This window comes from Arthrobacter sp. 49Tsu3.1M3, from assembly GCF_900168135.1.
Classification (GTDB): Bacteria; Actinomycetota; Actinomycetes; order Actinomycetales; family Micrococcaceae; genus Arthrobacter.
This window is the reverse complement of sequence record NZ_FUZD01000001.1, coordinates 65,440-92,185: the sequence shown is the minus strand read 5'-3', so window position 1 is coordinate 92,185 and position 26,746 is coordinate 65,440. Positions and strand designations below refer to the sequence as shown.

Annotated in this window: 18 protein-coding genes; 6 read left to right on the top strand and 12 right to left on the bottom strand. The window is 67.0% G+C overall.

What is annotated here, in order from left to right:
* Window positions 1-11: 11 nt before the first annotated feature.
* The 5 genes from uvrA to B5X90_RS00365 all read right to left on the bottom strand — a co-directional run bounded on the left by uvrA (window position 12) and on the right by B5X90_RS00365 (window position 8,031).
* Complete coding sequence (gene uvrA / locus B5X90_RS00385) at window positions 12-2,960, bottom strand: excinuclease ABC subunit UvrA (RefSeq protein ID WP_079549559.1); 2,949 nt, start codon at window positions 2,958-2,960, stop codon at window positions 12-14.
* A 67-nt stretch (window positions 2,961-3,027) separates the two neighbouring features.
* Window positions 3,028-3,420 (bottom strand): GntR family transcriptional regulator, encoded by a 393-nt coding sequence (locus B5X90_RS00380; protein ID WP_079549558.1) that lies wholly within the window; start codon window positions 3,418-3,420, stop codon window positions 3,028-3,030.
* Entirely contained in the window at window positions 3,417-5,258 is a 1,842-nt protein-coding gene (locus B5X90_RS00375) for an ABC transporter ATP-binding protein (protein WP_306292811.1), read from the bottom strand. The genes B5X90_RS00380 and B5X90_RS00375 overlap by 4 nt, the downstream gene beginning before the upstream one ends.
* 113 nt (window positions 5,259-5,371) lie before the next feature.
* On the bottom strand, window positions 5,372-7,117 hold the full coding sequence (locus B5X90_RS00370; protein ID WP_179129020.1) for an ABC transporter ATP-binding protein: 1,746 nt from the start codon (window positions 7,115-7,117) through the stop codon (window positions 5,372-5,374).
* Between the two features lie 134 nt (window positions 7,118-7,251).
* Window positions 7,252-8,031: a trans-aconitate 2-methyltransferase gene (locus B5X90_RS00365; RefSeq protein ID WP_079549556.1), complete on the bottom strand. Its 780-nt coding sequence runs from the start codon at window positions 8,029-8,031 to the stop codon at window positions 7,252-7,254.
* Window positions 8,032-8,164: 133 nt separating this feature from the next.
* Between B5X90_RS00365 and B5X90_RS00360 the strand changes: the two genes are divergently transcribed.
* The 3 genes from B5X90_RS00360 to B5X90_RS00350 all read left to right on the top strand — a co-directional run bounded on the left by B5X90_RS00360 (window position 8,165) and on the right by B5X90_RS00350 (window position 12,753).
* Window positions 8,165-10,711, top strand: coding sequence for a DEAD/DEAH box helicase (locus B5X90_RS00360; RefSeq protein ID WP_079549555.1), 2,547 nt, complete (start codon window positions 8,165-8,167; stop codon window positions 10,709-10,711).
* A gap of 127 nt (window positions 10,712-10,838) precedes the next feature.
* Entirely contained in the window at window positions 10,839-11,375 is a 537-nt protein-coding gene (locus B5X90_RS00355) for a GNAT family N-acetyltransferase (RefSeq protein ID WP_079549554.1), read from the top strand.
* A gap of 19 nt (window positions 11,376-11,394) precedes the next feature.
* Entirely contained in the window at window positions 11,395-12,753 is a 1,359-nt protein-coding gene (locus B5X90_RS00350) for an alpha/beta fold hydrolase (protein WP_079549553.1), read from the top strand.
* 175 nt (window positions 12,754-12,928) lie between these two features.
* Here B5X90_RS00350 and B5X90_RS00345 read toward each other — a convergent pair whose 3' ends face one another.
* The 3 genes from B5X90_RS00345 to coaE all read right to left on the bottom strand — a co-directional run bounded on the left by B5X90_RS00345 (window position 12,929) and on the right by coaE (window position 17,529).
* Window positions 12,929-13,957, bottom strand: coding sequence for a TerC family protein (locus B5X90_RS00345; RefSeq protein ID WP_028276830.1), 1,029 nt, complete (start codon window positions 13,955-13,957; stop codon window positions 12,929-12,931).
* A gap of 163 nt (window positions 13,958-14,120) precedes the next feature.
* Window positions 14,121-16,202 (bottom strand): excinuclease ABC subunit UvrB, encoded by a 2,082-nt coding sequence (gene uvrB / locus B5X90_RS00340; protein WP_079549552.1) that lies wholly within the window; start codon window positions 16,200-16,202, stop codon window positions 14,121-14,123.
* Between the two features lie 40 nt (window positions 16,203-16,242).
* Window positions 16,243-17,529 carry a dephospho-CoA kinase gene (coaE, locus tag B5X90_RS00335; RefSeq protein ID WP_179128990.1) on the bottom strand — a complete coding sequence of 429 codons (1,287 nt, stop codon included), beginning with the start codon at window positions 17,527-17,529 and terminating at the stop codon, window positions 16,243-16,245.
* Window positions 17,530-17,551: 22 nt separating this feature from the next.
* On the opposite strand from coaE, the gene B5X90_RS00330 reads away from it, so the two are divergent.
* Both B5X90_RS00330 and B5X90_RS00325 read left to right on the top strand, forming a co-directional pair.
* Complete coding sequence (locus B5X90_RS00330) at window positions 17,552-18,253, top strand: IMPACT family protein (protein ID WP_079549550.1); 702 nt, start codon at window positions 17,552-17,554, stop codon at window positions 18,251-18,253.
* Entirely contained in the window at window positions 18,237-18,938 is a 702-nt protein-coding gene (locus B5X90_RS00325) for a GNAT family N-acetyltransferase (protein WP_079549549.1), read from the top strand. The genes B5X90_RS00330 and B5X90_RS00325 overlap by 17 nt, the downstream gene beginning before the upstream one ends.
* Window positions 18,939-19,635: 697 nt before the next feature.
* Here the strand turns inward: B5X90_RS00325 and rpsA are convergent.
* The 3 genes from rpsA to polA form a co-directional block, all read right to left on the bottom strand.
* Window positions 19,636-21,111, bottom strand: a complete 1,476-nt coding sequence (gene rpsA, locus B5X90_RS00320; RefSeq protein WP_018773018.1) for a 30S ribosomal protein S1 — start codon at window positions 21,109-21,111, stop codon at window positions 19,636-19,638.
* 238 nt (window positions 21,112-21,349) lie between these two features.
* The gene (locus tag B5X90_RS00315; RefSeq protein ID WP_079549548.1) at window positions 21,350-22,636 is read right to left on the bottom strand and encodes a GNAT family N-acetyltransferase; all 1,287 of its coding nucleotides are present in this window, start codon (window positions 22,634-22,636) and stop codon (window positions 21,350-21,352) included.
* 64 nt (window positions 22,637-22,700) lie between these two features.
* A complete protein-coding gene (polA, locus tag B5X90_RS00310; protein WP_256859981.1) occupies window positions 22,701-25,391 on the bottom strand; it encodes a DNA polymerase I in 2,691 nt (896 codons plus the stop codon).
* A 220-nt stretch (window positions 25,392-25,611) separates the two neighbouring features.
* Between polA and B5X90_RS00305 the strand changes: the two genes are divergently transcribed.
* On the top strand, window positions 25,612-26,076 hold the full coding sequence (locus tag B5X90_RS00305) for a hotdog fold thioesterase (RefSeq protein ID WP_079549546.1): 465 nt from the start codon (window positions 25,612-25,614) through the stop codon (window positions 26,074-26,076).
* 47 nt (window positions 26,077-26,123) lie between these two features.
* Here B5X90_RS00305 and B5X90_RS00300 read toward each other — a convergent pair whose 3' ends face one another.
* Window positions 26,124-26,672 carry a dihydrofolate reductase family protein gene (locus B5X90_RS00300; protein ID WP_079549545.1) on the bottom strand — a complete coding sequence of 183 codons (549 nt, stop codon included), beginning with the start codon at window positions 26,670-26,672 and terminating at the stop codon, window positions 26,124-26,126.
* Between the last annotated feature and the right edge of the window lie 74 nt (window positions 26,673-26,746).

Sequence of the window (26,746 nt, the reverse complement as noted above, 5' to 3'; positions counted from 1 at the left end):
GCGGCCGGTGTTCAGGCGAGGAGCTCGGCAAGGAAAGCGGCCGTGTGGCTCTCGCTCGACTTGGCCACCTGCTCGGGGGTGCCGGAGGCGACCACACGCCCGCCACCGGAGCCGCCGTCGGGGCCAAGGTCCACGATCCAGTCGGCGCTCTTGATGACGTCGAGGTTGTGCTCGATCGTGATCACCGTGTTGCCCTTCTCCACGAGGCCCTGCAGCACCATGAGGAGCTTGCGGATGTCCTCGAAGTGCAGTCCCGTGGTGGGCTCGTCCAGGACATAGACGCTGCGGCCGTTGGATCGCTTCTGGAGCTCGGCTGCGAGCTTCACGCGCTGGGCCTCGCCACCGGAGAGCGTGGTGGCGGGCTGGCCCAGCCGGACGTAGCCCAGGCCGACGTCGACGAGCGTGTTGAGGTGACGTGCGATCGGCGAGAAGGCCGCGAAGAACTCGGCCCCTTCCTCGATGGGCATGTTCAGCACGTCCGCGATGGTCTTGCCCTTGTAGTGGACCTCCAGGGTTTCGCGGTTGTACCGCGCGCCATGGCAAACCTCGCAGGGGACGTAGACGTCCGGCAGGAAGTTCATCTCGATCTTCAGGGTGCCGTCGCCGGAGCAGGCCTCGCAGCGGCCGCCCTTGACGTTGAAGGAGAACCGGCCCGGCAGGTAGCCGCGGACCTTGGCCTCGGTGGTCTCGGCGAAAAGCTTGCGGATGTTGTCGAACACTCCGGTGTAGGTGGCCGGGTTCGAGCGCGGGGTGCGGCCGATGGGGCTCTGGTCGACGTGCACCACCTTGTCCAGGTGTTCGAGGCCCTGGACGGACTTGTGCCGGCCGGCCACCTGCTTGGCGCCGTTGAGCTTGTTGGCGAGCACTTTGTAGAGGATCTCGTTGACCAGGGTGGACTTGCCCGAGCCGCTGACGCCGGTGACGGCGGTGAAGAGGCCCAGCGGGAAACTGGCGTCGATGTTCAGGAGGTTGTTCTCCTTCGCCCCGACCACCTTGAGCTCGCGCTTTTTGTCGTATTTGCGCCGCTTTTTCGGGATCTCGATTTTCCGCCGGCCGGAGAGGTAATCGCCGGTGAGCGAATCCCTGTTTTCCAGCAGCTCCTTATAGGACCCGGAATGGACCACCATGCCGCCGTGCTCGCCGGCGCCCGGTCCGATGTCCACCACCCAGTCGGCCTCGTGGATGGTGTCCTCGTCATGCTCCACGACGATCAGGGTGTTGCCGAGGTCCCGGAGCCGGGTGAGTGTCTCGATCAGGCGGCGGTTGTCCCGCTGGTGCAGGCCGATCGAGGGCTCGTCGAGGACGTACAGCACGCCCACGAGGCCGGAGCCGATCTGGGTGGCCAAACGGATGCGTTGGGCTTCGCCGCCGGACAGGGTGCCGGAGGGCCGTTCCAGGTTCAGGTACTCAAGTCCGACGTCGAGGAGGAAGGTCAGGCGGGCCTGGATTTCCTTGAGGACCTGGTGGGCGATCTGGGCCTCGCGGCCGGTGAGGACGAGGTTTTCGAGGAAGCCGGCGCATTCCCGCATGGGCAGCGCGGCGACCTCGGCGATTGACTTGCCATTGATCAGCACCGACAGCGATGCAGGGTTCAGCCGTGCACCGTTGCAGGCCGGGCACGGGACCTGGCGCATGTATTCCTCGTAGCGGTCGCGCGCATAGTCGGAATCGGTCTCGCCATGCTTGCGGTGGACGTACTGTACGACGCCCTCAAATCCGGTGCTGTACTTGCGTTCCCGGCCGAAGCGGTTGCGGTATTGCACCACCACCTTGTGGTCCTTGCCGTGCAGGACGGTCTGCCGGACGTCGGCGTCGAGCTTCTCCCACGCCGTGGTCATGGAGAACCCGAGTTCCTCGGCGAGGCCGGCCAGCAGCCGGTTCCAGTACTCCGTCGTGGCAGTGCCCAGGGACCACGGCGCAATGGCCCCCTCGGAGAGCGAGAGCTCCGGGTTGGGGATGAGGAGTTCCTCGTCGACCTCCAGCTTGGTGCCGATGCCGCTGCACGCGCTGCAGGCGCCGAAAGGATTGTTGAATGAGAAGGAGCGGGGCTCGATCTCGTCGATCGCCAGGGGGTGCTCGTTGGGGCAGGCGAGGTGTTCGGAGAACGCCCTGATCCGCTCGGGATCGTCTGCCTCGAGGTCGACGAATTCGGCCAATATGCGGCCCTCCGCCAGTCCGAGGGCGGTTTCGACCGAGTCGGTCAGGCGCTGGCTGATGCCTTCCTTGACCACGAGGCGGTCCACCACCACTTCGATGGTGTGCTTGAACTGCTTGCCCAGCTTCGGTGGATCACTCAGGTGGACGAGTTCGCCGTCCACCCGGGCCCGCGAGTAGCCCTTGGCGGTGAGTTCCTTGAAGAGGTCCACGAATTCGCCCTTGCGGCCGCGGACCACGGGTGCCAGCACCTGGAAGCGGGTGCCGTCCGGGAGCTCGAGCAGCTGGTCGACGATCTGCTGCGGGGTCTGCTTGGTCACGGGCTCCCCGCAGACGGGGCAGTGCGGCCGGCCAACACGGGCCCAGAGCAGGCGCATGTAGTCGTAAATCTCGGTGATGGTGCCCACGGTCGAGCGCGGGTTCTTGGACGTGGACTTCTGGTCGATGGACACCGCCGGCGAGAGGCCCTCAATGAAGTCGACGTCGGGCTTGTCCACCTGGCCCAGGAACTGCCGGGCGTAGGCGGAGAGCGATTCGACGTAGCGGCGCTGGCCCTCGGCGAAGATGGTGTCGAACGCGAGGGAGGACTTCCCGGAGCCGGACAAGCCGGTGAACACGATCATGGCATCGCGCGGCAGGTCCAGGTCGACGTTGCGCAGGTTGTGCTCGCGGGCGCCCTTAACGACGAGGCGCGTCATGTCCGGACGCTTCAGGACGGGGCGGGACGGGCCCGCATCCCGGACTGCCAGCGGCTCGACGGCGGAATGGACTTCAACGGCTGGATCTTCAGCTACAGCTTTAGGCACGAATCTAATGCTAATCGAAAACTTCTTCGAAAAACTATTCCGCGCGCTGAGGGCGGCGCCGGATGTGCTAGTGGCGGTCGTAAGCGGCGGCCAGCAGCTGCACGGCCTCGGCGAAACTGGCGCCCTGGGCTTTGGCGGCTGCGGCGAACTCGGCGGCCGCGGCGGACAGCGAACTCCAGGCGGCATCGCGGGCACACACAACGGTCCCGTTGCGGCCCTTCGTCACAACGACGCCGGCGGCCTCAAGTTCCTTGTAGGCCCGCGCCACGGTGTGCGGGGCCACGCCCAGTTCGCCGGCGAGGCTCCGCACGGCCGGAAGCCTGGTGCCCGGCGCGAGTGTGCCGTTGTCGGCGCGTTCGATCACGTAGAGCCGCAGCTGTTCGAAGAGCGGGACGGAGCTGGCCGGATTGGTCCGCCACGATCCGGGAAAACGCTCCCCCGCGGCGTCCGCGGGGCTCACTGTTCGGCCTCCCGGACGGCCGGGACCTGTTCGCGGCCGGCGAACTGGGCCTCGTACAAATCCTTGTAGAGCCCTTGCCGGGCCACCAGCTGCTGATGGGTTCCGTGTTCAACGATTCGTCCGTGGTCCATGACGAGAATTAGATCAGCGTCCCGGACCGTGGACAAACGGTGCGCGATCACGAAGCTCGTGTGACCGTGCCGCAGCTGCTCCATGGCATGGCGGATCTGCACCTCGGTGCGGCTGTCGACGGAGCTCGTCGCCTCATCCAGCACCATGATGCTGCGCCCCGCGAGCTGCGCCCGCGCGATCGAGACGAGCTGGCGCTGGCCCCGGCTCAGGGAGTCGCCGTCGTTGCCGAGCATCGTGGCGTAGCCGGCCGGAAGGGACCGGACAAACTGGTCCACGTGGCTGGCGCGGGCCGCCGCGACGATATCGGCTTCGGTCGCGCCGGGCCGGCCGTATTCAATGTTCTCCCGGATGCTGCCGGTAAACAGCCAGGCATCCTGCAGGACGATTCCGAAGGCGCGCCGCAGCTCGTCCCGCGGGATCGTGGCGATGTCCGTCGAGTCCACCAGGATCCGGCCGGAGTCGAGTTCGTAGAAGCGCATCAGGAGGTTGACCACGGTGGTCTTGCCGGCCCCGGTTTGTCCCACGATCGCCACGGTCTGTCCCGGGTTCACCGTAAAGGAGAGGTCCTTCACCACGGGCGTGCCGGGGCTGTAGCTGAAGCTGACGTGCTCGAACGTGACCCGGCCTGCTACTGCGCCGGGATCCAGCAGTTCGCCGGGCGTGCCCGGGGCAGCGGATTTGCGTCCGTTGGAGGATTTGCGCGGGACATGGAACTTTCGCGCGGCCGTGGCGCCGCGCAGCTTGCCGGCGCCGTTGGCGGCCACGGCCAGCACGGCGCTGTCCGCAGGGATCTCCGGGGCGTCCAGCAGCTCAAAAACCCGCTCCGCCGAGGCCAGGCAGGACTGGACGAGGGTCAGCATGCCGCCGATCTGGCTTACCGGCTGGCTAAAGAGACGGGAGAACTGGACAAAGGCCTGGATGCCGCCGATCGTCAAGAGCCCCGCGGTGACCTGCAGCGCCCCTACAACAGCAATCGCGATGTAGTTGAGGTTGGCGACAAACACCAGCAGCGGCTGCACGATGCCGGACAAATACTGCGCGCGGGTGCTCGACCGTGTGAGCTTCTCGTTGCGCTCCCGGAAGCTCGCCGCCGACTCTTCCTGCCGGCCGAAGGCCTTGACGACTTCATGCCCGGTGAAGAATTCCTCGAGTTGGGCGTGCAGTGCCCCCGTGCTGCTCCACTGCTCCTTGAAGTGCGCCTGGGAGTGCCGGGCCACGAGCACGGTGATCACCGTGGACACGGGCACCGAGAGGACCGCGATCAGCGCCAGCAGCGGCGAGAGCCACAGCATCATGGCGAGAGCGGCCGAGAGCATCAGGACGGACATGATCAGCTGGTTGAGGAGCTGGTTGAGCGCCTGGGAGATATTGTCGACGTCGTTCGTAGCCCGACTGAGCACGTCGCCGCGGCGCTGCTCCTCGAAATGGCTGGACGGCAGCACATGGAGTTTTTGTTCGACGGAGCCGCGGAGGCCGTAGCTGAGGCGCTGCACCGCGGTGGCGGTGAGGCTGCCCTGGATCCAGCTGAACAGCGACGCCCCGACGTACATGGCCGCAACGGCCAGCAGCCGCTCGGCCAGCTGTTGCTCGTCGAGGGAGCCGCCCAGGAAGCCATCGACGACGACGTCGGTGGCGTCGCCCAGCACCTTGGGCGCCGCCACGTTGAGTGTCACGAACGCACAGGTCGCGGCGATGACGCCGGCCATCCGCCACTTCAGCGGCAGCAGCAGTCCCAGCAGCCGGGCGGCGGTGTGCCATTTGATGCGCTCCGGCAGGCCGGGTCCCGCAACGGTCCCGGCGCGGTGTGCCCGCGCGCGGCTCACGGGGCTTCCTCCAGCACCAGCTGGGACGCGGCAATTTCCTGGTAGCTCGGCGAGGACTCCATGAGTTCGCTGTGCGTGCCCTGCGCGACCACCCGGCCGCCCTCCAGTACGAGGATCAGCCCGGCGTCCACGATTGTTGACACCCGCTCGGCCACGATCAGCACGGTCGCGGCGCGCAGCAGCGGCTCGATCGACGCCCGGAGCCTGACGTCGGTGCCGTAGTCCAGAGCCGAGAAACTGTCGTCGAAGAGGTAGGCGGGGGCCCGCTTGAGCAGGGCCCGAGCGATGCACAGGCGCTGCCGTTCGCCGCCGGAGAAGTTGGTGCCGCCCTGGCTGACGGGCGTGTCGAGCCCGAGCGGCAGGGCGCGGACAAAGTCGGCGGCCTGGGCAGTTTCGAGCGCCTGCCATAGTTCGGGCTCGCTGGCGGCGGGCGCCCCGTACCGGAGGTTCCCCGCGACCGTGTCCGCGAACAGGTAGGACTGCTGCGGGACTATCGCGATCAGGCCGCGCAGGACGTCCAGGGGCATCGCCCGCACGTTCTCGCCGCCGATGCTGATCTCTCCGGCTGTCGCGTCGAGGAAACGGGGCAGCAGGTTCAGGAGTGTCGTCTTGCCGCTGCCGGTCGCGCCGATGATCGCCGTCGTGGTGCCGGCCCTGGCGGTGAAGGTGACTCCGTCCAGCACGGGCGCTTCGGCGCCGGGGTAGGCGAAGGACACGTTCCGGAACTCGACAGCGCCGGAGTGGCCCGGAGCGCCCGCATCGGCTGGAGTGGCGGCAGTGCCGGCGGGAACGGCCGGATCCGCAACGGCCGGTTCCGTGTCCAGCACCTCGCGGATCCGTTCCGCGCAGGCCGCCGCCCGGGGGGCGGTCATGAAGACGTACATCGCCATCATGATGGCAATCAGGATCTGCAGGATGTAGGCGATGAACGCCGTCAGCGCCCCCAGCCGCATTTCGCCGGCGTCGATGCGATGGCCGCCGAACCACACCACGAACACGGAGGAGATGTTGACCACGAACATGATCATCGGCATCATCGCCGCCACCAGGAGGGCGGATTGCAGATTGTTCCGGGTGAGGTCCTTGTTGGCTTCATCGAACCGGCGGGCCTCGTGGTCCTGCCGGACAAAGCCGCGGATGACATTCGCGCCGATGATCTGCTCCCGCAGCACCCGGCCGATCCGGTCCAGGAGGCCCTGGCCCTGGCGGTACAGGGGAATCAGGCGGCGGACTATCACCGTCATGATCACCGTCAGGACCGGGATTACCACGACCACAATCCAGGACAGCACGACGTCCTGGTGCACGGCCAGCACGATGCCGCCGATGAAGATCGCAGGTGCGGCTATCAGCATGATGAATACCAGGACGGCGAGGTTCTGGATCTGGGCGACGTCGTTGGTGGCCCGGGTCACGAGGCTGGGCGCACCGAAACGGCCCACCTCCTGGGAGGAGAAGGACTGCACCTTCGCGAAGAGCTCCCCGCGCAGCTGGCCGCCAATCTCCATGGCGACCACGGCGCCTAAGTATCCGGCCGCGACGGCCGTGATCACCTGCACGGCGGCGATTCCGGCCATCCAGGCGCCGAGGTGGAGGATCTCCCCGGTGTCCCCGCCGATGATGCCGTCGTCGATGATCGCGGCATTCAGGGTGGGCAGGAGCAGGTTGGCAGTGGCTTGAACGAGCTGCAGCACAACGATGGCCAGCACGGTCCCCTTATGCGCGGACAACAGCCGCGACATCAGGCCTATAAGCACTGAACCTCCATTACTAGCCCAGGGCCCGGAATGGTGATCAGCCTAACGGCCGCCCCACACCGCCACGTCATTGTAAGCCCCATTCCGGAGTGCTTTGTGTCATGCGGCACACACGCCGCCTACCCGGTTTTCTGCGCCACCGCGAACGTGCGGCGGAACGGGAAGACCGTCCCGTGCCGGCCTGCCGGATATGCGTCGTCCAGCCGTGCCGAATACTCGGCCTCGAACTCCCTGGCCTCGTCGTCCGGGAGGGCCGCCAGGACCGGCCTGAGTCCGGTGCCGCGGACCCACTCCAAAACAGGGTTGGCGCCCGGCAGCAGCTGAAGGTATGTGGTCTCCCAGGCGTCGGCGGCACAACCGGCGTCGAGCATGATCTCCAGATATTCCGCTGCCTCCCCCACCACGTCGTCGTGGCGGAGCACCCCAGCGAGCCGTCCCGCCCAGGCCGGGGAATCGGCCAGCTCCCGCATCAGGGTGTGCGACGGGGCGTTGAAGTTCCCCGGCACTTGCAGCGCGAACCAGGCGCCCGGTTTGAGGGCATCGAGCCATAGGGGCAGCAGCTTTCGGTGGCCGGGCACCCACTGCAGGGCCGCGTTGGTGACCACCACGTCTGTGTCCCCGGACGGCAGCCAGTGCTCAATGTCGGCCAGCTCGTAGGAAAGATTGGCCGCCGCGGCTGCGTGGTCCTTGGAAGTGGCCAGCATTTCCGGCGACGAATCCAGCCCCACCACCTGCGCGCCCGGCCAGCGGTCCGCGAGCGTCGCGGTCAGGTTGCCGGGACCGCAGCCGAGGTCCACCACGTGCCGCGGGGCTTCGGCGTGAATCCGACCGGTCAGATCAAAAAATGGTCTGTCCCGGTAGTCCCCGAACTGCACATATTTCTCCGGATCCCACTTCATGGCTGCCTCCAGTTCCCGGCACGTTGTCCTAACCGAAGCCTAGTCCCGGCCCGTGGGCCAGCCAAGGAAGCACGCCTGCGTGCGGGCGGCCCCCGGTCCCGCGGTTACCACTCGGGCACTAAGCTGGACAGCAATGAAACTCGTTGATCAGCTCCCCGCCCCGGCCGCCCGTATCCCCGGCAGGACGGGCCTGGACCCGGACGAGCTGTACACCCGGTTTGTCGAGTGGACCGAGACCCGCGGCCTTGCCCTGTACACCGCCCAGGACGAGGCCATCATGGAGCTGGCCGCCGGCTCAAACGTCATCCTGGCCACCCCGACAGGGTCCGGGAAATCCCTCGTGGCCATCGCCGCGCACTTCCAGGCCATGGCCCGCGGGCAGCGGAGCTACTACACCGCCCCGATCAAGGCACTCGTCTCGGAAAAGTTCTTCGCCCTCTGTGAGATCTTCGGCGCCGACAACGTCGGCATGATCACCGGCGACTCCGGCGTGAACCAGGACGCCCCGATTATCTGCTGCACGGCTGAGATCCTGGCCAACATCGCCCTGCGTGAAGGTTCTGCGGCGCAGCTCGGCGCCGTGATCATGGACGAGTTCCACTTCTATTCGGACCCGCAGCGCGGTTGGGCGTGGCAGGTGCCGCTGCTTGAACTGCCCCAGGCGCAGTTCCTGCTGATGTCGGCGACGCTCGGCGATGTCAGCCGGTTCGAGGACGGCCTCAGCGACCTGACCGGCCGCCCGACGACGACCGTCAGTTCCGCGGAACGCCCCATCCCGCTGCACTACTACTACGAGCAGACCCCGGTCCACGAGACCCTCGAGGAGCTGCTCGCCACCAAGCAGGTCCCGGTCTACGTGGTCCACTTCAGCCAGGTCGAGGCGATCGACCGGGCCCAGAACCTGATGAGCATCAACGTCTGCACCCGCGAGGAGAAAGACAAGATTGCCGAACTCATTGCCGGGTTCCGCTTCGCCGCAGGCTTCGGCAAGACCCTCAACCGTCTGGTCCGGCACGGGATCGGCGTTCACCACGCCGGCATGCTGCCGAAGTACCGCCGGCTGGTCGAACAGCTTGCCCAGGCCGGCCTGCTGAAAGTCATCTGCGGCACGGATACGCTCGGCGTGGGCATCAACGTGCCCATCCGCACCGTGCTGCTCACGGCCCTGAGCAAATACGACGGCGTCCGCACCCGGCTGCTGAACTCCCGTGAGTTCCACCAGATCGCCGGGCGCGCCGGCCGCGCCGGCTATGACACCGCCGGAACCGTGGTGGTCCAGGCCCCGGAGCACGTGACGGAAAACGTGAAGGCGATGGCCAAGGCCACGGCCAAGTTCGGCGACGACCAGAAGAAGCTGCGCCAGGTGGTCAAGAAGAAGCCCCCGGAAGGCTTCGTGTCCTGGGGCGAACCGACGTACAAGCGGCTGGTCGAGTCCGTTCCGGATCCGCTGACGTCGAGTTTCACCGTGACGCATGCGATGCTGATGAACCTGATGGAACGCCCCGGCGACCCGTTCCAGGCCGCCCGCCGCCTGCTCACCGAAAACCACGAGACCCGTCCGGCCCAGCTGCGGCTCATGAAGAAGGCCCTGGGAATCTACCGCGAGCTGCTCGCCGCCGGCGTCGTGGAGCGGATCCCGGCCGGGGAGCAGGGTGCCGACGGCCGCACGGTCCGGCTCACGGTCCATCTGCAGGCAAACTTTGCCCTCAACCAGCCGCTGTCCCCGTTTGCGCTGGCCGCACTGGAACTGCTGGATCCGGAGTCGCCGTCGTACGCCCTGGACGTGGTGTCGGTGATCGAGGCCACCCTGGAGAAGCCGCGGCAGATCCTCTCGGCACAGCAGAAGAAGGCGCGCGGCGAGGCGATCGCGGCGATGAAGGCCGACGGCATCGAGTACGACCAGCGGATGGCGATGCTCGAGGAGGTCACCTACCCGCAGCCGCTCGCCGAGATCCTCGGCGAGGCCTTCGAGGTCTACCGCAAGGCCGCGCCCTGGGTCGGCGACTTCGAGCTCGCGCCCAAGTCCGTGGTCCGGGACATGTACGAGCGCGCCATGAACTTCGGCGAGTTCGTCCAGTTCTACGGCCTCGCCCGCTCGGAGGGGATCGTGCTGCGCTACCTCGCCGACGGTTTCAAGGCGCTCCGCCAGACGGTGCCGCAGGATGCCCTCCGTGAGGACCTCGAGGACCTCATCGCCTGGCTGGGCGAACTGGTCCGGCAGGTGGACTCCAGCCTGCTGGACGAATGGGAAGAGCTCACATCCGGCGCGGCGCCCACCCCGCATGACGCTCCCCCGCCCCCGCCGCCGTCGCTGACCTCCAACATCCGGGCCTTCCGGGTGATGGTGCGCAACGAGATGTTCCGCCGCGTGGAGCTGTTCGCCGATGAGGCCGCCACCGCCCTGGGCGAGCTCGACGCCGGCTCGGGCTGGGACGCCGAACGCTGGGAAGATGCCCTCGATGACTACTTCGATGAGCACAACGACATCGGCACCGGACCGGACGCCCGCGGACCCGGGCTGCTGATCATCACCGAGGAACCCGGGGTGTGGAAGGTGCGGCAGATCTTCGATGACCCCGCCCGCAACCACGACTGGGGCATTTCCGCCGAGGTGGACCTGGCGGCCTCGGACGAGTCCGGGACCGCCGTCGTCCGCGTCACGGACGTCAACCGGCTCTAGGCGGGGCGGCACGGGGGCAGGAGGCAGGGGGCGGGCCGGCACGGGGCGGGACGGCACGGGGCGGGACGGCGCCGGGCAGTCGCCGTCGCACCAGCCGGGGCCTTCGCGCCGCGGGTAAACTCGGACAATGAGTGTAATCCGGCCTGCCACAGCGCATGACGTCCCTGCCATCCTGCAGATGATCCACGACCTCGCCGTCTACGAGAAGGAACCGGACGCCGTCCGGAACACCCCCGAGATGCTCACGGAGGTCCTTTTTGGCGAGCATCCCAAGGTCTTCGCCACCATGGCGGAGAACGCCGCGGGCGAGGTCCGCGGCTTCGCCCTCTGGTTCCTGAACTACTCCACGTGGGAGGGCGTCCACGGGATCTACCTCGAGGACCTCTACGTCCGGCCGGAGGCCCGCGGCGAGGGCCACGGCAAGGCACTGCTGCAGCATCTGGCAGCGACCGCCGTCGACCGGGGCTACGCGCGCGTCGAATGGAGTGTCCTGGACTGGAACGAGCCGTCCATCAACTTCTACAAGAAGCTCGGCGCCCTGCCGATGGAGGAATGGTCCACCTTCCGCCTCACCGGAGCGGCGTTGACGGCCTTCGGCAGCCGCCCGGTGGCTGCCGGCGCCGGCGCCGGCTCCGGTTCCCGTGAGGCGGCAACCCGTGGCTGATCTCCCAATGACGGGGCTCATGGGAGCCTCCCTGCTGGAAACTGCCTCCAGCGACGGGCGCAAAGTTCCGCACAGCGTCCGGGCGCGCCACACCTACCGGGGAATGCGGACCGCGGAACACTACTTCCAGGTCCCCCTGAACCACTTCAGCGAGGCGGGACGCCGCGGCGAAACCATCACCGTGTTCGCCCGCGAGTACGTGTCCACCGAACACAGCGAGGCAGAGGCGGCCGGGCTGCCCTGGCTGCTTTTCCTTCAGGGCGGTCCCGGCGGGCGTGGAAACCGGTTCCCGTCGCTGGGTGGCTGGAGCAAGGCCGCCGCGAAGGACTTCCGGATCCTCATGCTGGACCAGCGCGGCACCGGCCTGTCCTCGCCCGTCGACCGCAACACGCTGCCGCTGCGCGGCACCGGCGCGGAGCAGGCTGACTACCTGACGCACTTCCGCGCCGACTCTATCGTCGCCGACGCCGAGGCCATCAGGGCGGCCCTGGGCTCCGCCCCATGGACCATCTACGGCCAGAGCTACGGCGGATTCTGCGCGCTCAGCTACCTTTCCTTCGCCCCCGAGGGGCTGCGCGAGGTTCTCGTCACGGGCGGCCTCGCCCCGCTGGGCGGCTCCGCGGACCGTGTGTACCGGGCCACGTTCCAGCGGGTCGCTGCCCGGAACGCTGAATACTTTGACTGGTATCCCGAGGACCGGGCCGCCATCACCCGGATCGCCCGTCACCTGCGGGAAACGGAGGAGGTCCTGCCCGACGGCGGCCGGCTCACGGTGGAACGGTTCCAGATGGTGGGCTCGTTCCTGGGCGGCAACACCCGGGTGGACGCGCTGCACCACCTGCTCGAGGGCGCCTTCGTGGCCACACCGGGCGGCGACCGTCTCTCGGACGCCTTCCTGGAGCAGGTCCGCGGCCTCGTGTCCCGGGCCGCGAACCCGCTGTACGCGTTGATGCACGAATCCATTTACGCCCAGGACGGTGCCACCAACTGGGCTGCCTGGCGGGTGCTGGAGGAATTCCCCGCGTTCCGCCCCGACGCCGGCGAACCGCTTCTGACCGGGGAAATGGTGTACCCCTGGTATTTCGAGCAGGACCCGGCCCTGCGCCCGCTGCAGGACGTGGCCCGGCTCCTGGCCGAAAAGGATGACTGGGCACCCCTCTACGATCCGGAGAGACTGGCGCTGAACACCGTGCCCGTCGCCGCGGCCGTCTACACCGACGACATCTACGTGGACCGGGAGCTGTCCCTGGAGACGGCGGCCGCGGTCCGGGGCCTGCAGGTCTGGGAAACCGGCGACTTCCACCACGACGGCATCGCGGACGACGGCGAGGCGATCTTCGGGCGCCTGCTGGGGATGGCCCGTTCCGCCCGACGGTAACGCGGGCGCGGCGGGGCACTGGCCGATGGGGCCCCTGATTCGCAGGCGCGGCTTAAACAGGTACGGCTTAGACAGGTACGGCTTAGACAGGTACGGCGCCGGACCCGTGAGGGTCCAGCGCCGTACTGCTATGCGCCGCGAGGTGTGTGCTGCACTGTCACCCGGCGGTGCGGAACTAGTCGACGTCGCTCAGGCTCTTGCGGGAGTCCTCTTCCAGCCGGGCGTCCAGCTTCGACTTGGACGCCTTGGAGCTCATCAGGCTGGCGACCACCGCGACGACGATGGTGCCGATGATCACACCGAGCGAGACGTAGGTGGGGATCTCAGGGGCCCATTCGATGTGCTGGCCGCCGTTGATGAAGGGCAGCTCGTTGACGTGCATGGCGTGCAGGACCAGCTTCACACCGATGAACGCCAGGATCACGGACAGGGCGTGCTTGAGGTAGATGAGCCGGTTCATGAGGCCGCCGAGCAGGAAGTACAGCTGGCGCAGCCCCATGAGGGCAAAGATGTTGGCGGTGAAGACGATGAAGGCGCTTTGGGTGAGGCCGAAGATGGCCGGGATGGAGTCGACCGCGAAGAGCAGGTCCGTCATGCCGATGGTCACGAAGACGATCAGCATCGGGGTGAAGACCTTCTTGCCGTCGACGACGGTGCGGAGCTTTCCGCCGTCGAACTTCTCGGACATCGGCAGGACCCGGCGGATCCGGGCGATCAGCGGGTTTTCCTTGTCTTCCTCGTCCTCGCCCTCGTCCTGGGCCTGCTTCCAGGCGGTCCAGAGCAGGAAGGCGCCGAAGATGTAGAAGACCCAGCTGAACTGCTCGATCACGATCGCGCCGAGCATGATGAATATGCCGCGGAGGATCAGGGCGATGATGATGCCCACCATGAGCACTTCCTGCTGATACTTTCTCGGTACCGAGAAGCGCGCCATGATGATGATGAAGACGAACAGGTTGTCGATGCTCAGGCTGTATTCGGTCACCCAGCCGGCGATGAACTGGCCGCCGAATTCCGGGCCGGTGAAGGCGAACATGGCGCCGGCGAAGACCAGGGCCAGGGCCACGTAGAACGCGACCCACAGTCCGGCTTCTTTCATGGAGGGCTCATGCGGGCGTTTGAGGACCATCAGCAGGTCAATGGCCAGAATGACGCCGAGGACGACAAACGAGCCGATCTCGAACCACAGGGGAAGCTCGGGCACGGGGGAAATACCTTTCGTAGGGTACAGCTCAGCGGTGTAAGTCTCTCCGACCGCCGGCGCATGACGCTGCCTGGCTGCCCGCTACGCCCGGCGCGGCATCGTAGCCGTGCGTGTTGACGATCGTAGCGTTTGGGATACTCCCCTACGTTTGACCGAGTTTACCCTAGGCGTGCCCCGCGGATTGCATTTGCCGCAGTTCCTTCTTTAATTCCCCCACCTCGTCGCGCAGCCGGGCTGCGAGTTCGAACTGCAGCTCCCCGGCGGCGGCGTGCATCTGTTCGGTCAACTGCTCGATCAGCCCGACGAGGTCCTCTGCCGGCGCGGCGGCGAGGCCGTCCGCACGGATATGCGAACTTCCCTTGCCCTTGCCGCGGTTCTTCCCGGCCGCGGCCAGCAGCTCGCGGGTGTCCGCGTCTTCCTTGGCCAGCTGGTCGGTGATGTCCGCGATCTTCTTCCGGAGCGGCTGGGGGTCGATCCCGTTTTCCGTGTTGTAGGCCACCTGGATGGCGCGGCGGCGGTTTGTCTCGTCGATGGCATGGGCCATCGAGTCGGTGATCCGGTCCGCGTACATGTGCACCTGGCCGGAAACGTTTCGGGCGGCACGCCCGATGGTCTGGATCAGGGAGGTCGAGGAGCGCAGGAAGCCTTCCTTGTCCGCGTCCAGGATGCTGACCAGCGACACCTCCGGGAGGTCCAGGCCTTCACGGAGCAGGTTGATGCCGACGAGGACGTCGAAGACACCCATCCGCAGTTCGCGCAGGAGTTCGACGCGGCGGAGGGTGTCGACGTCGGAGTGCAGGTATTCCACCTTCACGCCGTGGCCCAGCAGGTAGTCCGTCAGGTCCTCGGCCATCCGCTTGGTCAGGGTGGTGACCAGGACCCGCTCGTTCTTCGCGGTGCGGGTCCGGATTTCGCCCAGCAGGTCATCGATCTGCCCCTTCGTGGGCTTGACGACGACCTCGGGGTCGATCAGGCCGGTGGGGCGGATGATCTGCTGGACGAAGCCGTCGGACTTGCCGAGCTCGTACTTGCCCGGCGTCGCGGAGAGGTAGACCGTCTGGCCCACGCGGTCCTGGAACTCGTCCCATTTGAGCGGGCGGTTGTCCATCGCGGAGGGCAGCCGGAAGCCGTGGTCCACGAGGTTCCGTTTGCGGGACATGTCGCCCTCGTACATGGCGCCGATCTGCGGCACGGTGACGTGGGATTCATCGATCACCAGGAGGAAGTCGTCCGGGAAGTAGTCGATCAGGCAGTGCGGCGCGGTCCCGCGGGCCCGGCCGTCGATGTGCGAGGAATAGTTCTCGATGCCGTTGCAGAACCCCATCTGCTGCATCATTTCCAGGTCATAGGTGGTGCGCATCCGGAGCCGTTGGGCCTCGACCAGCTTGTTCTGGCTTTCCAGCACGGCGAGGCGCTCGGCCAGTTCGTCTTCGATCCGCTTGATCGCCCGGCCCATCCGTTCCGGACCGGCGACGTAGTGCGAGGCGGGGAAGACGTACATTTCGTTCTCGTCCCGGAGCACCTCGCCGGTCAGAGGGTGCAGGGTCTGGATGTTTTCGATCTCATCACCGAAAAACTCGATCCGGATCGCCAGTTCCTCGTACATCGGGATGATTTCCACGGTGTCCCCGCGCACCCGGAACGTGCCGCGATGGAAGTCCATGTCGTTGCGGGTGTACTGCATGGAAACGAACTTCCGGAGCAGGTCGTCACGGTTCATCTCGGCGCCCTTGCGGAGGGTCACCATGCCGGCGATGTATTCTTCCGGGGTGCCGAGGCCGTAGATGCAGGAGACGGTGGCGACCACGATCACGTCGCGGCGGGTCAGCAGCGCGTTGGTGGCAGAGTGGCGGAGCCGTTCGACTTCCTCGTTGACGGAGGAGTCCTTCTCGATGAAGGTGTCCGTCTGGGCGACGTAAGCCTCCGGCTGGTAGTAGTCGTAATAGGACACGAAGTACTCCACCGCGTTGTTCGGCAGCAGTTCGCGGAATTCGTTGGCCAGCTGCGCGGCGAGGGTTTTGTTCTGCACCATCACCAGGGTGGGCCGCTGGACCTGCTCGATCAGCCAGGCCGTGGTCGCGCTCTTACCGGTACCGGTGGCGCCAAGCAGCACGACGTCTTTTTCGCCGTTCTTGATGCGCTCGGTCAGCTCTGCGATGGCAGCCGGCTGGTCACCTGCCGGCTGGAACTCACTGATGACCTCGAAGGGCGCCACGACGCGGTTGATTTCCTGGGCAAGACTCATGTACCTAATCTACAGCCGGGCTGTGACAGGATGCCCTGATTCAGCTTTGGGCAGTACCGGGGCCGGCGGCAGGCGCCGTCGCGGTGGCGGCACCAGCGTCGTCCGCACCGCCGTCGTCCACGTACGACGGCGGCTGCCATCCCGTGCGCTGCACCCAGGCTTCCATCCGGGGCCAGGCATACTCGGTGAACCAGCCCTCTTTGTCGGCCGCGTAGCCGGCGGTGGACTTGTCGACGTCGTGCAGCCCGGCGACCCGTTGCTTTTCGTCGACATAGTCCGCCCGGGCTTCGGGATCGGCGCACAGCCAGTCGCGGAAGCACAGCGCGTACCGCCAGCCCGGCGAGCCGGCCGCACGGAGGTGGAGATTCACCGGCCGGCCGGGGTCGGCGTTGCCGTGCAGCCTCTTGCCCCAGTCGGCAGGGTCCGGGTGCGAGGGCTTCGGGTTGTCGGCGATGATGCCGGGCCAGCGCGGGAATCCTGCGTCGGCCAACAGCGGCGCGATCCGGTCCGCGGCGTCGAGGTCCCTGACGCTGAGCTGGAGGTCGATCACATCTTTGGCATCGAGGCCGGGGACGGCCGTGGACCCGATGTGGTCGACGGCCAGGACATCCTGCGGGACCGCTGCCCGCAGCCGGGCGATCAGCCGGGCGGCCTGCGCGGCCCAGGCCGGATCTGCCGGGGCGAGGACCGGCCCCGCCGTCCGCGGGGCGATCCTCTGCTCCTTGAGGTTCAGGGCGAAGGGCCTCACCCGCTCCTCCCACAGCGCGTCGACCGCGCGCCGGAGGTCCTCCGGGGTGCCCGAGTTATCCAGCACGACGTCCGCCGCGGCCAGCCGGTCCTCGCGGCCCGCCTGGGCTGCCATCCGGGCGCGCGCCTCGTCGGCGGTCATGTTGCGGTGTTCGGCCATGCGCTGGACCCGGACGCCGTCGGGGGCATCCACCACGACCACCAGATGGAAGTTCTTCCCTTGCCCTGTTTCGACCAGGAGCGGGATGTCCTGGACCACGACGGCGCCGGCCGGGGCCGCGGCGACCATCGCCGCGGCGCGCTCCCGCACCAAGGGGTGGACGATGCCGTTCAGCGCGGCCAGGCGCTCCGGATCACCGAAGACCAGGGCACCGAGGCGGGCCCGGTCCAGCCGGCCTTCCGGGGTCAGAACGGCGGCACCGAAGGCCTCCACCACACTGGCCAGCCCGGGCTTACCCGGTTCAACGACCTCGCGGGCCAGCGCGTCGGCGTCAACAAGCACCGCTCCAAGGTCGCGCAGGCGCGCGGCAACCATGGACTTCCCCGAGGCGATTCCGCCGGTCAACCCGATCTTCAACACCTCACCAGACTAAACTGAACCGGTGGCAGATGCGGCGGAATCCCCCGAGAGCAGGACGGCCGTTTACACCACCCTCGCGGCGGGGCCCGGGTTCCGGCACGAAATCGAGGTCAAGCGGTCCCGTTTCATCACCGTGCTGGCCCGGACGGCGGACGAGGACGCCGCCCGGGCCGTCCTGAGCCGGTTGCGCCGGGAATTCCATGACGCCCGGCATCACTGCTTCGCCTTCGTCCTCGGCCCTGACCGGGACATCCAGCGGTCCAACGACGACGGCGAACCCTCCGGCACCGCGGGCATCCCCATGCTCGAAGCGTTGCTGAAGCGGGAGACCGCACCCGGCGTCGCCGATCTCAGCGACGTCGCCGCCGTCGTCGTGCGCTATTTCGGCGGCATTCTCCTGGGTGCCGGCGGCCTGGTGCGGGCCTATTCCGAATCGGTGTCCGGCGCGCTGGAGCTCGCTCCCCTCGTGCGGCGCCGCCGCCTGCGCATTTGCTCGGTGCCCGTACAGCACGCCGTGGCCGGGCGGCTCGAGAACGATCTGCGCGCCGCGGGGTATGTCATGGCCGAAACCCGTTACGAGGCGCAGACTACTGTCCTGAGGCTGGCGCTGCCGGATGATCCGGAAGAACTGGCCCGGGCCGCGGACCGCGTGGCCGCCCTGTCGGCCGGCGGCGCGTCGCTGCTGCCCGGAGAAACGGAGTGGATCGATGTGCCCATCAGCTGAGCCCGCGCCGGCAGTCGCGCTGCTCGACGTCAGCGAGGATGTTCTCGAACAGCTCCTGGAACTTGCGCTCCGGGACGCCGACGCCGACGAGGTCACCCCGCCGCTGGGCACGACCGCCGGCTGGAACACCGACCGGATCAGCTGGTTCCGCGAATTCCACCGCGCCGCCGCAGCCGGCCTGGACGGTCCCGCGGGGCAGAAGACGTGGGCCATCAGCTGCGACGGGCAGCTGGCAGGGTCCGTCCGGCTCAAGCGGATGGACACGGAGCCGGCAGCAGCGGGTGAGGGCTTGGCCGGGGTTAGTAGCGGGGCTGGTGGTGGTGGCGGCCGGTCTGCTGATGGCGGCTTGGCCGGGGGTGGAGGTGGATCTGAGGCTGGTGGTGGCGGCTGGTCTGCTGATGGCGGCGCGGCTGGCGGCTGGGCCGTTGCGCGGGGTGGCGGCGGGGCGCTGGAAACCGGAATCTGGCTCGCCCGGAGCTTCCGCGGCCGGGGTGTGGGCCGCGAGGCGCTGCGCCTCGTAAAGGCCCGCGCCGCGTCGGCCGGGGCAGCCGTCTTGGTGGCCGAGACGACGGCCGGCAACGTGGGAGCCCTCGCGTTGCTGAAGTACGCGGGCGCCGAGCTGCTGACCGGTGCCGCCTCGGAGACGCAGACGGTGCCGGTCATAGCGAAGATCCCGCTGCGCTGAAGGCACGGCATCGGGGCCCGGGTCCGGGCTCGCTGCCACCATTGGACATGCCCTCCGCCGGCAGCGCCTGGCTGCCGTCAAGGAGCCTACATTCCAGGGGCGACCCCGCGCTTGTCCTGACGAGCAGGAAACGCGGGGCAGCGGCAGCCCAGTGTCCAGTGCCCAGTGCCCATTGCCCATTGCCCATTGCCCATTGCCCATTGCGAGGAATGGGCATGTCCGGCGGGAGGCTTCACAAATGGGCATGTCCGGTAGTCCGGGCGCTTGCAGGGCATGTTCAGCGCCAGGCCATGGCGCGTGCCTGCCAGCACTGGACATGTCCCACGCCCAGGGCCAGGGCTGGGCACAATCCACAAATGTCCACGGGCCGGCTCGAAAAATGGGCATGTCCCTGTAGGAAGGGCTTCAAAAATGGGCATGTCCGGTAGTCCGGGCGCCCGCAGGGCATGTTCAGCGCCAGGCCATGGCGCGTGCCTGCCAGCACTGGACATGTCCCACGCCCAGGGCCAGGGCTGGGCACAATCCCCAAATGTCCACGGGCCAGCTCGAAAAACGGGCATGTCCTCCGGGAGAGGGATCCAAAAATGGGCATGTCCCCCGGGGCACAAAGAAAGGTGGCCGCCCCCGAGGGGACGGCCACCTTCAAGCTACAAACTGCCTGGCCTCAGGGAGCGGACTCCTTGAGGAACACGGGCAATTAGTTGCCGGTCAGCTTCTCGCGCAGAGCGGCAAGAGCCTCGTCCGAAGCAAGCGTGCCTGCACCGGTCTCGGCTGCAGCCGGCTCGGAGGAGTAGCTGGTGGTGCCGGAATCGCTCTCGCCGGACGTTGCAGCTGCAGCGTCGTCGGCAGCGTGCTGGGCAACCTGCTTCTTGTGTGCTTCCCAGCGGGTCTGGGCGTCAGCGTACTGCTGCTCCCAGGCTGCGCGCTGGTTCTCGTAGCCTTCAAGCCACTCGTTGGACTCCGGGTCGAAGCCCTCCGGGTACTTGTAGTTGCCCTCTTCGTCGTACTCTGCGGCCATGCCGTAGAGAGCCGGATCGAATTCGGTGCTGTCGGCGTCGACGCCCTCGTTGGCCTGCTTGAGGGAGAGCGAGATGCGGCGGCGCTCGAGGTCGATGTCGATGACCTTGACGAACAGCTCATCCCCTACGGAGACAACCTGCTCGGCCAGCTCAACGTGGCGCACGGCGAGCTCGGAGATGTGGACCAGGCCTTCGATGCCGTCTTCAACGCGAACGAACGCGCCGAACGGAACCAGCTTGGTGACCTTACCCGGAACAACCTGGCCGAGGGCGTGGGTGCGGGCGAAGGTCTGCCACGGATCTTCCTGCGTAGCCTTGAGCGACAGGGAGACACGCTCGCGGTCCAGGTCGACCTCGAGAACCTCGACGGTGACTTCCTGGCCAACTTCGACAACCTCGGACGGGTGGTCGATGTGCTTCCAGGACAGCTCGGAAACGTGAACCAGGCCGTCTACGCCGCCCAGGTCCACGAAGGCACCGAAGTTGACGATGGAGGAAACGACGCCGGGACGGACCTGGCCCTTTTCCAGCTTGTTGAGGAACGTGGAGCGGACCTCGGACTGGGTCTGCTCGAGCCATGCACGGCGGGACAGCACAACGTTGTTGCGATTCTTGTCCAGCTCGATGATCTTGGCTTCGATCTGCTGACCGATGTACGGAGCGAGGTCGCGCACACGGCGCATCTCGACGAGGGATGCGGGCAGGAAGCCGCGCAGACCGATGTCGAGGATAAGACCACCCTTGACAACCTCGATGACGGTACCGGTGACAACACCGTCTTCTTCCTTGACCTTCTCGATGTCGCCCCAGGCACGCTCGTACTGAGCGCGCTTCTTGGAGAGGATCAGGCGGCCTTCTTTGTCTTCCTTGGTGAGCACCAGGGCTTCGACCTGATCGCCAACGGAGACGACGTCTCCGGGGTCAACGTCGTGCTTGATGGAAAGCTCGCGGGAGGGAATGACACCTTCGGTCTTGTAACCGATGTCGAGCAGGACTTCGTCGCGGTCGACCTTGACGACGGTACCTTCGACGAGGTCTCCGTCGTTGAAGTACTTGATGGTGGCGTCGACAGCTGCGAGGAAGTCCTCAGCGGTACCGATGTCGTTAATGGCGACTACGGGTGTACCGGGCTTCTCGGTGGAGGTGATGGTCATGTAGTAGGGGCTCCGTTGTGGATAGTGAGTCGGTCAGGCAAACCGCTTTGCCGGCATTATGGAATGCAGGCCAAGAGCACGGCGTCACAGCAAGCGTTCCGCCGGGTCATCCTGATTTTGTGGATTGTAGATGCGCGCACGTAGTACGCGCCTGTTTAGTCTAGTCGTTTACGCGAACGCCGGTCAAAGCGCACGGGGCCTTCCGTGTCGCCTTCGGCGCCGAAATCGGGCCGGAGGCCTAGAAGTGCGTGAGGCAGTGCGGTGAACGTTCGACGGCGAACATGAGCCGCGCTGTCAGCGCTGCCCCGGCGGTGTGCTCGGTGATCCGGCCGGCGGCTCTCAGGGTCACAGGACAGACGGCGCCCAGATAGATGGAGCCGAGGTCCGCGACATCAAGGGACAGGTCCGGCTCAGCCTCCGGAGCAGGGCTCACGGTGGCCTCTCCCCCGCTGACCGTGAGCGCGAAGGTGCCGGCCGCGAAGCCGAGACCGTCCCGGATCGCGAGAACGACCGTCCCGTCGGCCGAGTAGCGCCGGGCCCCCAGCACCCGGACCGGGTCCAGGACGCGCAGCCACAGCATGTCGCGGTGGTCCGAGGCCTCGACGCAACGCGGGTCCTCAAGCGCCCAGGTCAGGGGGTCGTCCACCGGTGCATCCTGCCAGCTGATCCGGTCCACGAGGTCGATGCTGCCCAGGAACTGCCAGAGTTCCAGGTAAGCGGCGTCATTCGCGGCCACGAGGTCCACAACCTCCATGGTGTACGGCTTGGCGTCCCACCCGGCGAACTTATAGGACACGTAGCCGTCCACGGTTCCGGCGGCGTCGTAGTGCAGGGCGCAGCGGATTGCCTCGTCCTCGCTGCCGTCCCGGCCGAGCATGCCCGAAGACCGAAGCCGGTACGCTTCCTGCCGCGAGATTGATCCGGGCATGGAAGTGTGGACCCGGCCAAAAACCTCCGGGGCCAGTTCCAGCAGGACCTTGCGGTCCGCAATCTCCACGGTGCCGGCGGGCGCATGGCGCAGCCGGAAGCGCGGCCCGGTGTCGACCTTGATGCTGCGCTCGAAGGTGGCCACTCCATAACCGAACCGCCCGTAGATCGAGGCCTCCGAGGCGGTCAGCGCCGCCAGTGCGACGCCGTCCGCCTTCGCCGCAGCAAGGTCCTCGGTCATCATCCGCCGCAGCAGTCCCTGCCGGCGGTGGGTCCCGCGCACGGTGACGGCCGTGACCAGCTGGGCTTCGAGCTGACGGCCGTAGCCGATGTTCAGCTCCTTGCGCAGGGTGGCGAAGGTCGCCACCGGAACGTCGGCCGCCAGCGAGTGGGCCGCGACGCCGTCGGCCTGGTAAACGCCGGTCATTTCACGGTTGTCCACGAGATACATGGCCATGATCTTGTCCACGAAATCGTCTTTGCGAGTCTCTTCGTAGAAGCCGATCCCGACCCCGCGCAGCCACGCCGTGCCCAGCGCGTAGTCCGTCGAGTCCTTCGCAACCGCGCGGAACCGCCTGAGCTCGTACTTTTCTGCCAAGTGTTTCTCCCCCTGAGAATCCTGCCAATCCTGCGGTGCCGGCGGCGCCGGAACCGTCAAACCGTTAGTGCCCCGCCTCGTACCAGCTGGAGCCGATGCCGATCTGCACGTCCAGCGGAACGCTGAGGTCCGCGGCAGAGCCCATTTGCTCGGTCACCAGCTTCTCCACGGCCTCGCGCTCACCCTCGGCGACTTCGAGGACAAGTTCATCATGGACCTGCAGGAGCATGCGCGATTTCAGGCCCCGTGCCGCCAGTTCCGCGTGCACGCCCAGCATGGCGCGCTTGATGATGTCAGCGGCCGATCCCTGGATGGGCGAATTCAGCGCGATGCGCTCCGCATTCTCACGCAGCTGGCGGTCGGTGCTGGTCAGGTCCGGGAGGTAGCGCCGGCGCCCCTCGATGGTGGCGGTATAGCCGTCGATCCGGGCCTGGTCCACCACGCCGCGGAGGTAGTCGCGGACGGCGCCGAACCGGTCGAAGTAGTCCTTCATGAGGGTCCGTGCCTCATCAACGGAGATCTCCAGCTGCTTGGACAGCCCGAACGAGGTCAGCCCGTACGCGAGGCCATAGGACATCGCCTTGACCTTGGACCGCATGGCGCTGGTCACCTGGTCGGTGGGCACATGGAAGATGTTCGAGCCCACGAACCGGTGGAGGTCCTCGCCGTCCTTGTAGGCCTGGATCAGGCCGGCGTCGCCCGAGAGGTGCGCCATGATGCGCATTTCGATCTGCGAGTAGTCGGCGGAGAGCAGGCACTCGTAGCCGTCGCTGACCACAAAGATGCCGCGGACGCGCCGGCCTTCCTCGCTGCGGATGGGGATGTTCTGCAGGTTGGGATTGTTGGAGGAGATCCTGCCCGTGGCTGCGACGTTCTGCGCGTACGTGGTGTGGATCCGGCCGTCTTCCGCGACGGACTTCTTCAGCGACTCCAGCATCTGGCGCAGCTTCGACGACTCCCGGTGCGCCATGAGCTGGACCAGGAATTCGTGCCCGGTTTTTTCCAGCAGGTTTTTCAGTGACGCGGCGTCGGTGGTGTAGCCGGACTTGATTTTCTTGGTCTTCGGCAACTGGAGTTCGTCGAACAAGACGGTCTGGAGCTGCTTCGGCGAACCAAGGTTGACCTCGTGGCCGATCGCGGCGAACGCCAGCTCCTGGGCGTTGTCGATCACCTTGGCGAGATCCGACAGCTGCTCGTCCATGCGGGCCATGTCGATGGCGATTCCCGCGAGTTCCATGTCGGCGAGCACACGGCTGACGGGCAGTTCCAGCGTGGTGAGCAGATCCTGGGCCTTGCGTTCCTTCAGCTCTGATTCGAAGAAGCGGCTCAGGGCCTGAACAACGGCGGCCACGTGGACCAGGGCGCCGGCGGTGGCGGCGTCGTCGCCGTCGAACGCCAGCTCGAGCTGGCCTGCCTTGGCCGCCTCGGTGGACACCGAGATGTTCAGGTGGTGCTGCGCCAGCTCGGCGAGTTCATAGCTGCGGCGGTCGGGCTGGATGAGGTAGCCGGAGATGGAGGTGTCATCCACCACGCCCTCCAGTTCCAATCCGCGGGCGCTCAGCGCCTTCAGGGCAGCCTTGAACCCGTGCATCACCTTCGGCGCCTGGGCGTCACGCAACCACGCGGCCAGGACGTTCTCGGCGGCGGCGTCCTGGCTGGCCAGGTCGATATAGACGGCGGCCCCGTCGCGGACGATCGCCACCGCGGCGTCGTCCTCGCCGATCCGGCCGGGAACAACATCGACCGCCACGGCGGAGCGCCTGCCGGCACCGGCCGCGAGGAACGCGTCGAGCTCGGCCGCGTCCGACGGGACCACGAAGTCGGGCGTTTCGAGGCTTTCCCGCTCGGCTTCGGCAACTTCACTGCCGTAGAGGGCAAAGAGCCGGGTCCGGATGGTCTTGAATTCCAGGGCGTCGAACAGCTCCTCGAGGGCGGCCTGGTCCGGCCGCGGGTCCGCGAGCTCGTCCAGCGTCACGGGAAGGTCCAGGTCGGTGTGCAGCCTGTTGAGGCGCCGGTTGCGCTTGACGTCGTCAACGTATTCGCGCAGGGAGTCGCCCACCTTCCCGCCGATCGCGTCGAGGTTCTCCAGGACCCCCTCCAGACCGCCGTAAAGGTTGATCCATTTCGCTGCCGTCTTGGGGCCGACGCCGGGAACGCCGGGGAGGTTGTCCGCCGATTCCCCCACCAGGGCGGCGAGGTCCGAGTACTGGGCCGGGCTGACGAAGTACTTCTCCTGGATGGCGTCCGCGTCCATGCGGGGAATATCGCTGACACCCTTCCTGGGGTACAGGACGAAAACGTTGTCGGTGATGAGCTGGAAGGCGTCGCGGTCGCCGGAGACCAGCAGCACTTCGTAACCGGCCTTTTCCCCCATTGCGGCGAGAGTGGCCAGGACGTCGTCAGCTTCCCACCCGGGCATTTTGATGGTCTTGATGCCCCAGGCGCCCATCACCTTGTCGATGAGGTCGATCTGGCCGCTCATCTCCCGCGGGGTCTCGTTGCGTCCGCCCTTGTACTCGCTGTACTCGGCCTTGCGGTGCGTCGTGTCATCGGAGACGTCGAAGGCGACCGCCACGTGGGTGGGCTTTTGCTCCTTGATCAGATTGATCAGCATGGATGTGAAGCCGTGGACGGCGTTCGTGTGCTGGCCCGTGGCGGTGGAGAACTTGTCCGCGGGCAGGGCGAAGAACGCCCGGAACGCCATGGAGTGCCCATCGAGAACGAGCAGCCGCGGCTGGTCGGTGATCGGAATCACGGGGGCCTCGGTCGCGGAAACCGACGCCCCGGCCCGGCTGGATTTTCCGGCGGCCCTGCCCGCACCCACAGAGTCCGGCTCAGTTGCCAGGAGTTGGTCTGCGGAAAGGGGCGCAGCGGAAAGAGGGACAGCATTTTGGGAGGCAGCACTTTTGGAAGCAGCACTTTTGGAGGCAAGGGCCGGTTTGGTAGTTTCACTCACAGGTGCCAGCCTAGTTCCCATGATGGACAATTTCACGCCCGGCCCCTACGCGGCCGAGCTCACGGCGGCCGGGGTTCCCGAGGAGATGCACGATTGGCTGGGCCAGTACGGCGTCGGAGCACTCGTGGTGAAGATGGGGATCCGCTTCCTCGAGATGAGCCCGGAGCTCACTGTGGCCACCATGCCGGTGGAGGGGAATACCCAGGTGGCCGGCATTTTGCACGGCGGGGCCCACGTGGTCCTGGCCGAAACCCTGGGTTCGTTCGCCGCGGGCCTGCACGCCGGACCCGAACGGCAGGCGCTCGGGATCGAGGTCGGGGCGACGCACCACCGGGCAATCTCCGAGGGCATCGTCACCGGCACCTGCACGGCCATCCACCTCGGCCGGACGCTGGCCACCCACGAAATCGTGATGACCGACGAGCGCGGCCAGCGGCTCTCCACCGCGCGGATCACAAACCTGATCCGTGATAACGCCCGCTAGATCCGCGATATAGCGCCAGGCGGCCGGCCCGGCGGCGCCGGATCCGGCTAGGGCCGGGCCGGGAAGCGGTAGCGCAGCTCCACGATGCCCCGGCCCAAGGTGCGGGAGGACGTCAACTCGAGCGGCGGCGTCGGGCCCGCCATGGGCAGCAACGGCTTGCCGCCGCCCAGGACCACCGGAATGACCGAGACAATCATTTCGTCCAGCAGCCCGGCGTCAGCGAACTGCGCCGCGAGCACGCCTCCACCCACAACCCAGACGTTCCGGCCGCCGGCCGCTTCTTTGAGGTCGTCCACGAACTCACCTACGTCCCCGCGCACGAACGTCACATCCGCACCCTTCGGAGCGGCGTGCTCGTGGCGGGTGAAGACCCAGGAGGGTGTGCCCGGATACGGCCAGGTGTCCGGTTCATGCTCCCGAAGCCACGCGTAAGTCTCGCCGCCCATGACGATGCAGCCGACGTCTGCCATGAACGCCTCATAGCTGTCCTGTCCGCCCTCAAAGCCGTCGAACTGCAGCAGCCACGCCAGATTGTCATCGGCTGTGGCGATGAACCCGTCGAGTGAGGACGCCACGAAGTACTGGAAGCTCACCATGGCCCCAGCCTAGCCACTGCGGTGGCCGGTGTCCCATCCCCCGAACGCTCGGACAGCCGAACCCCACGCGGCAG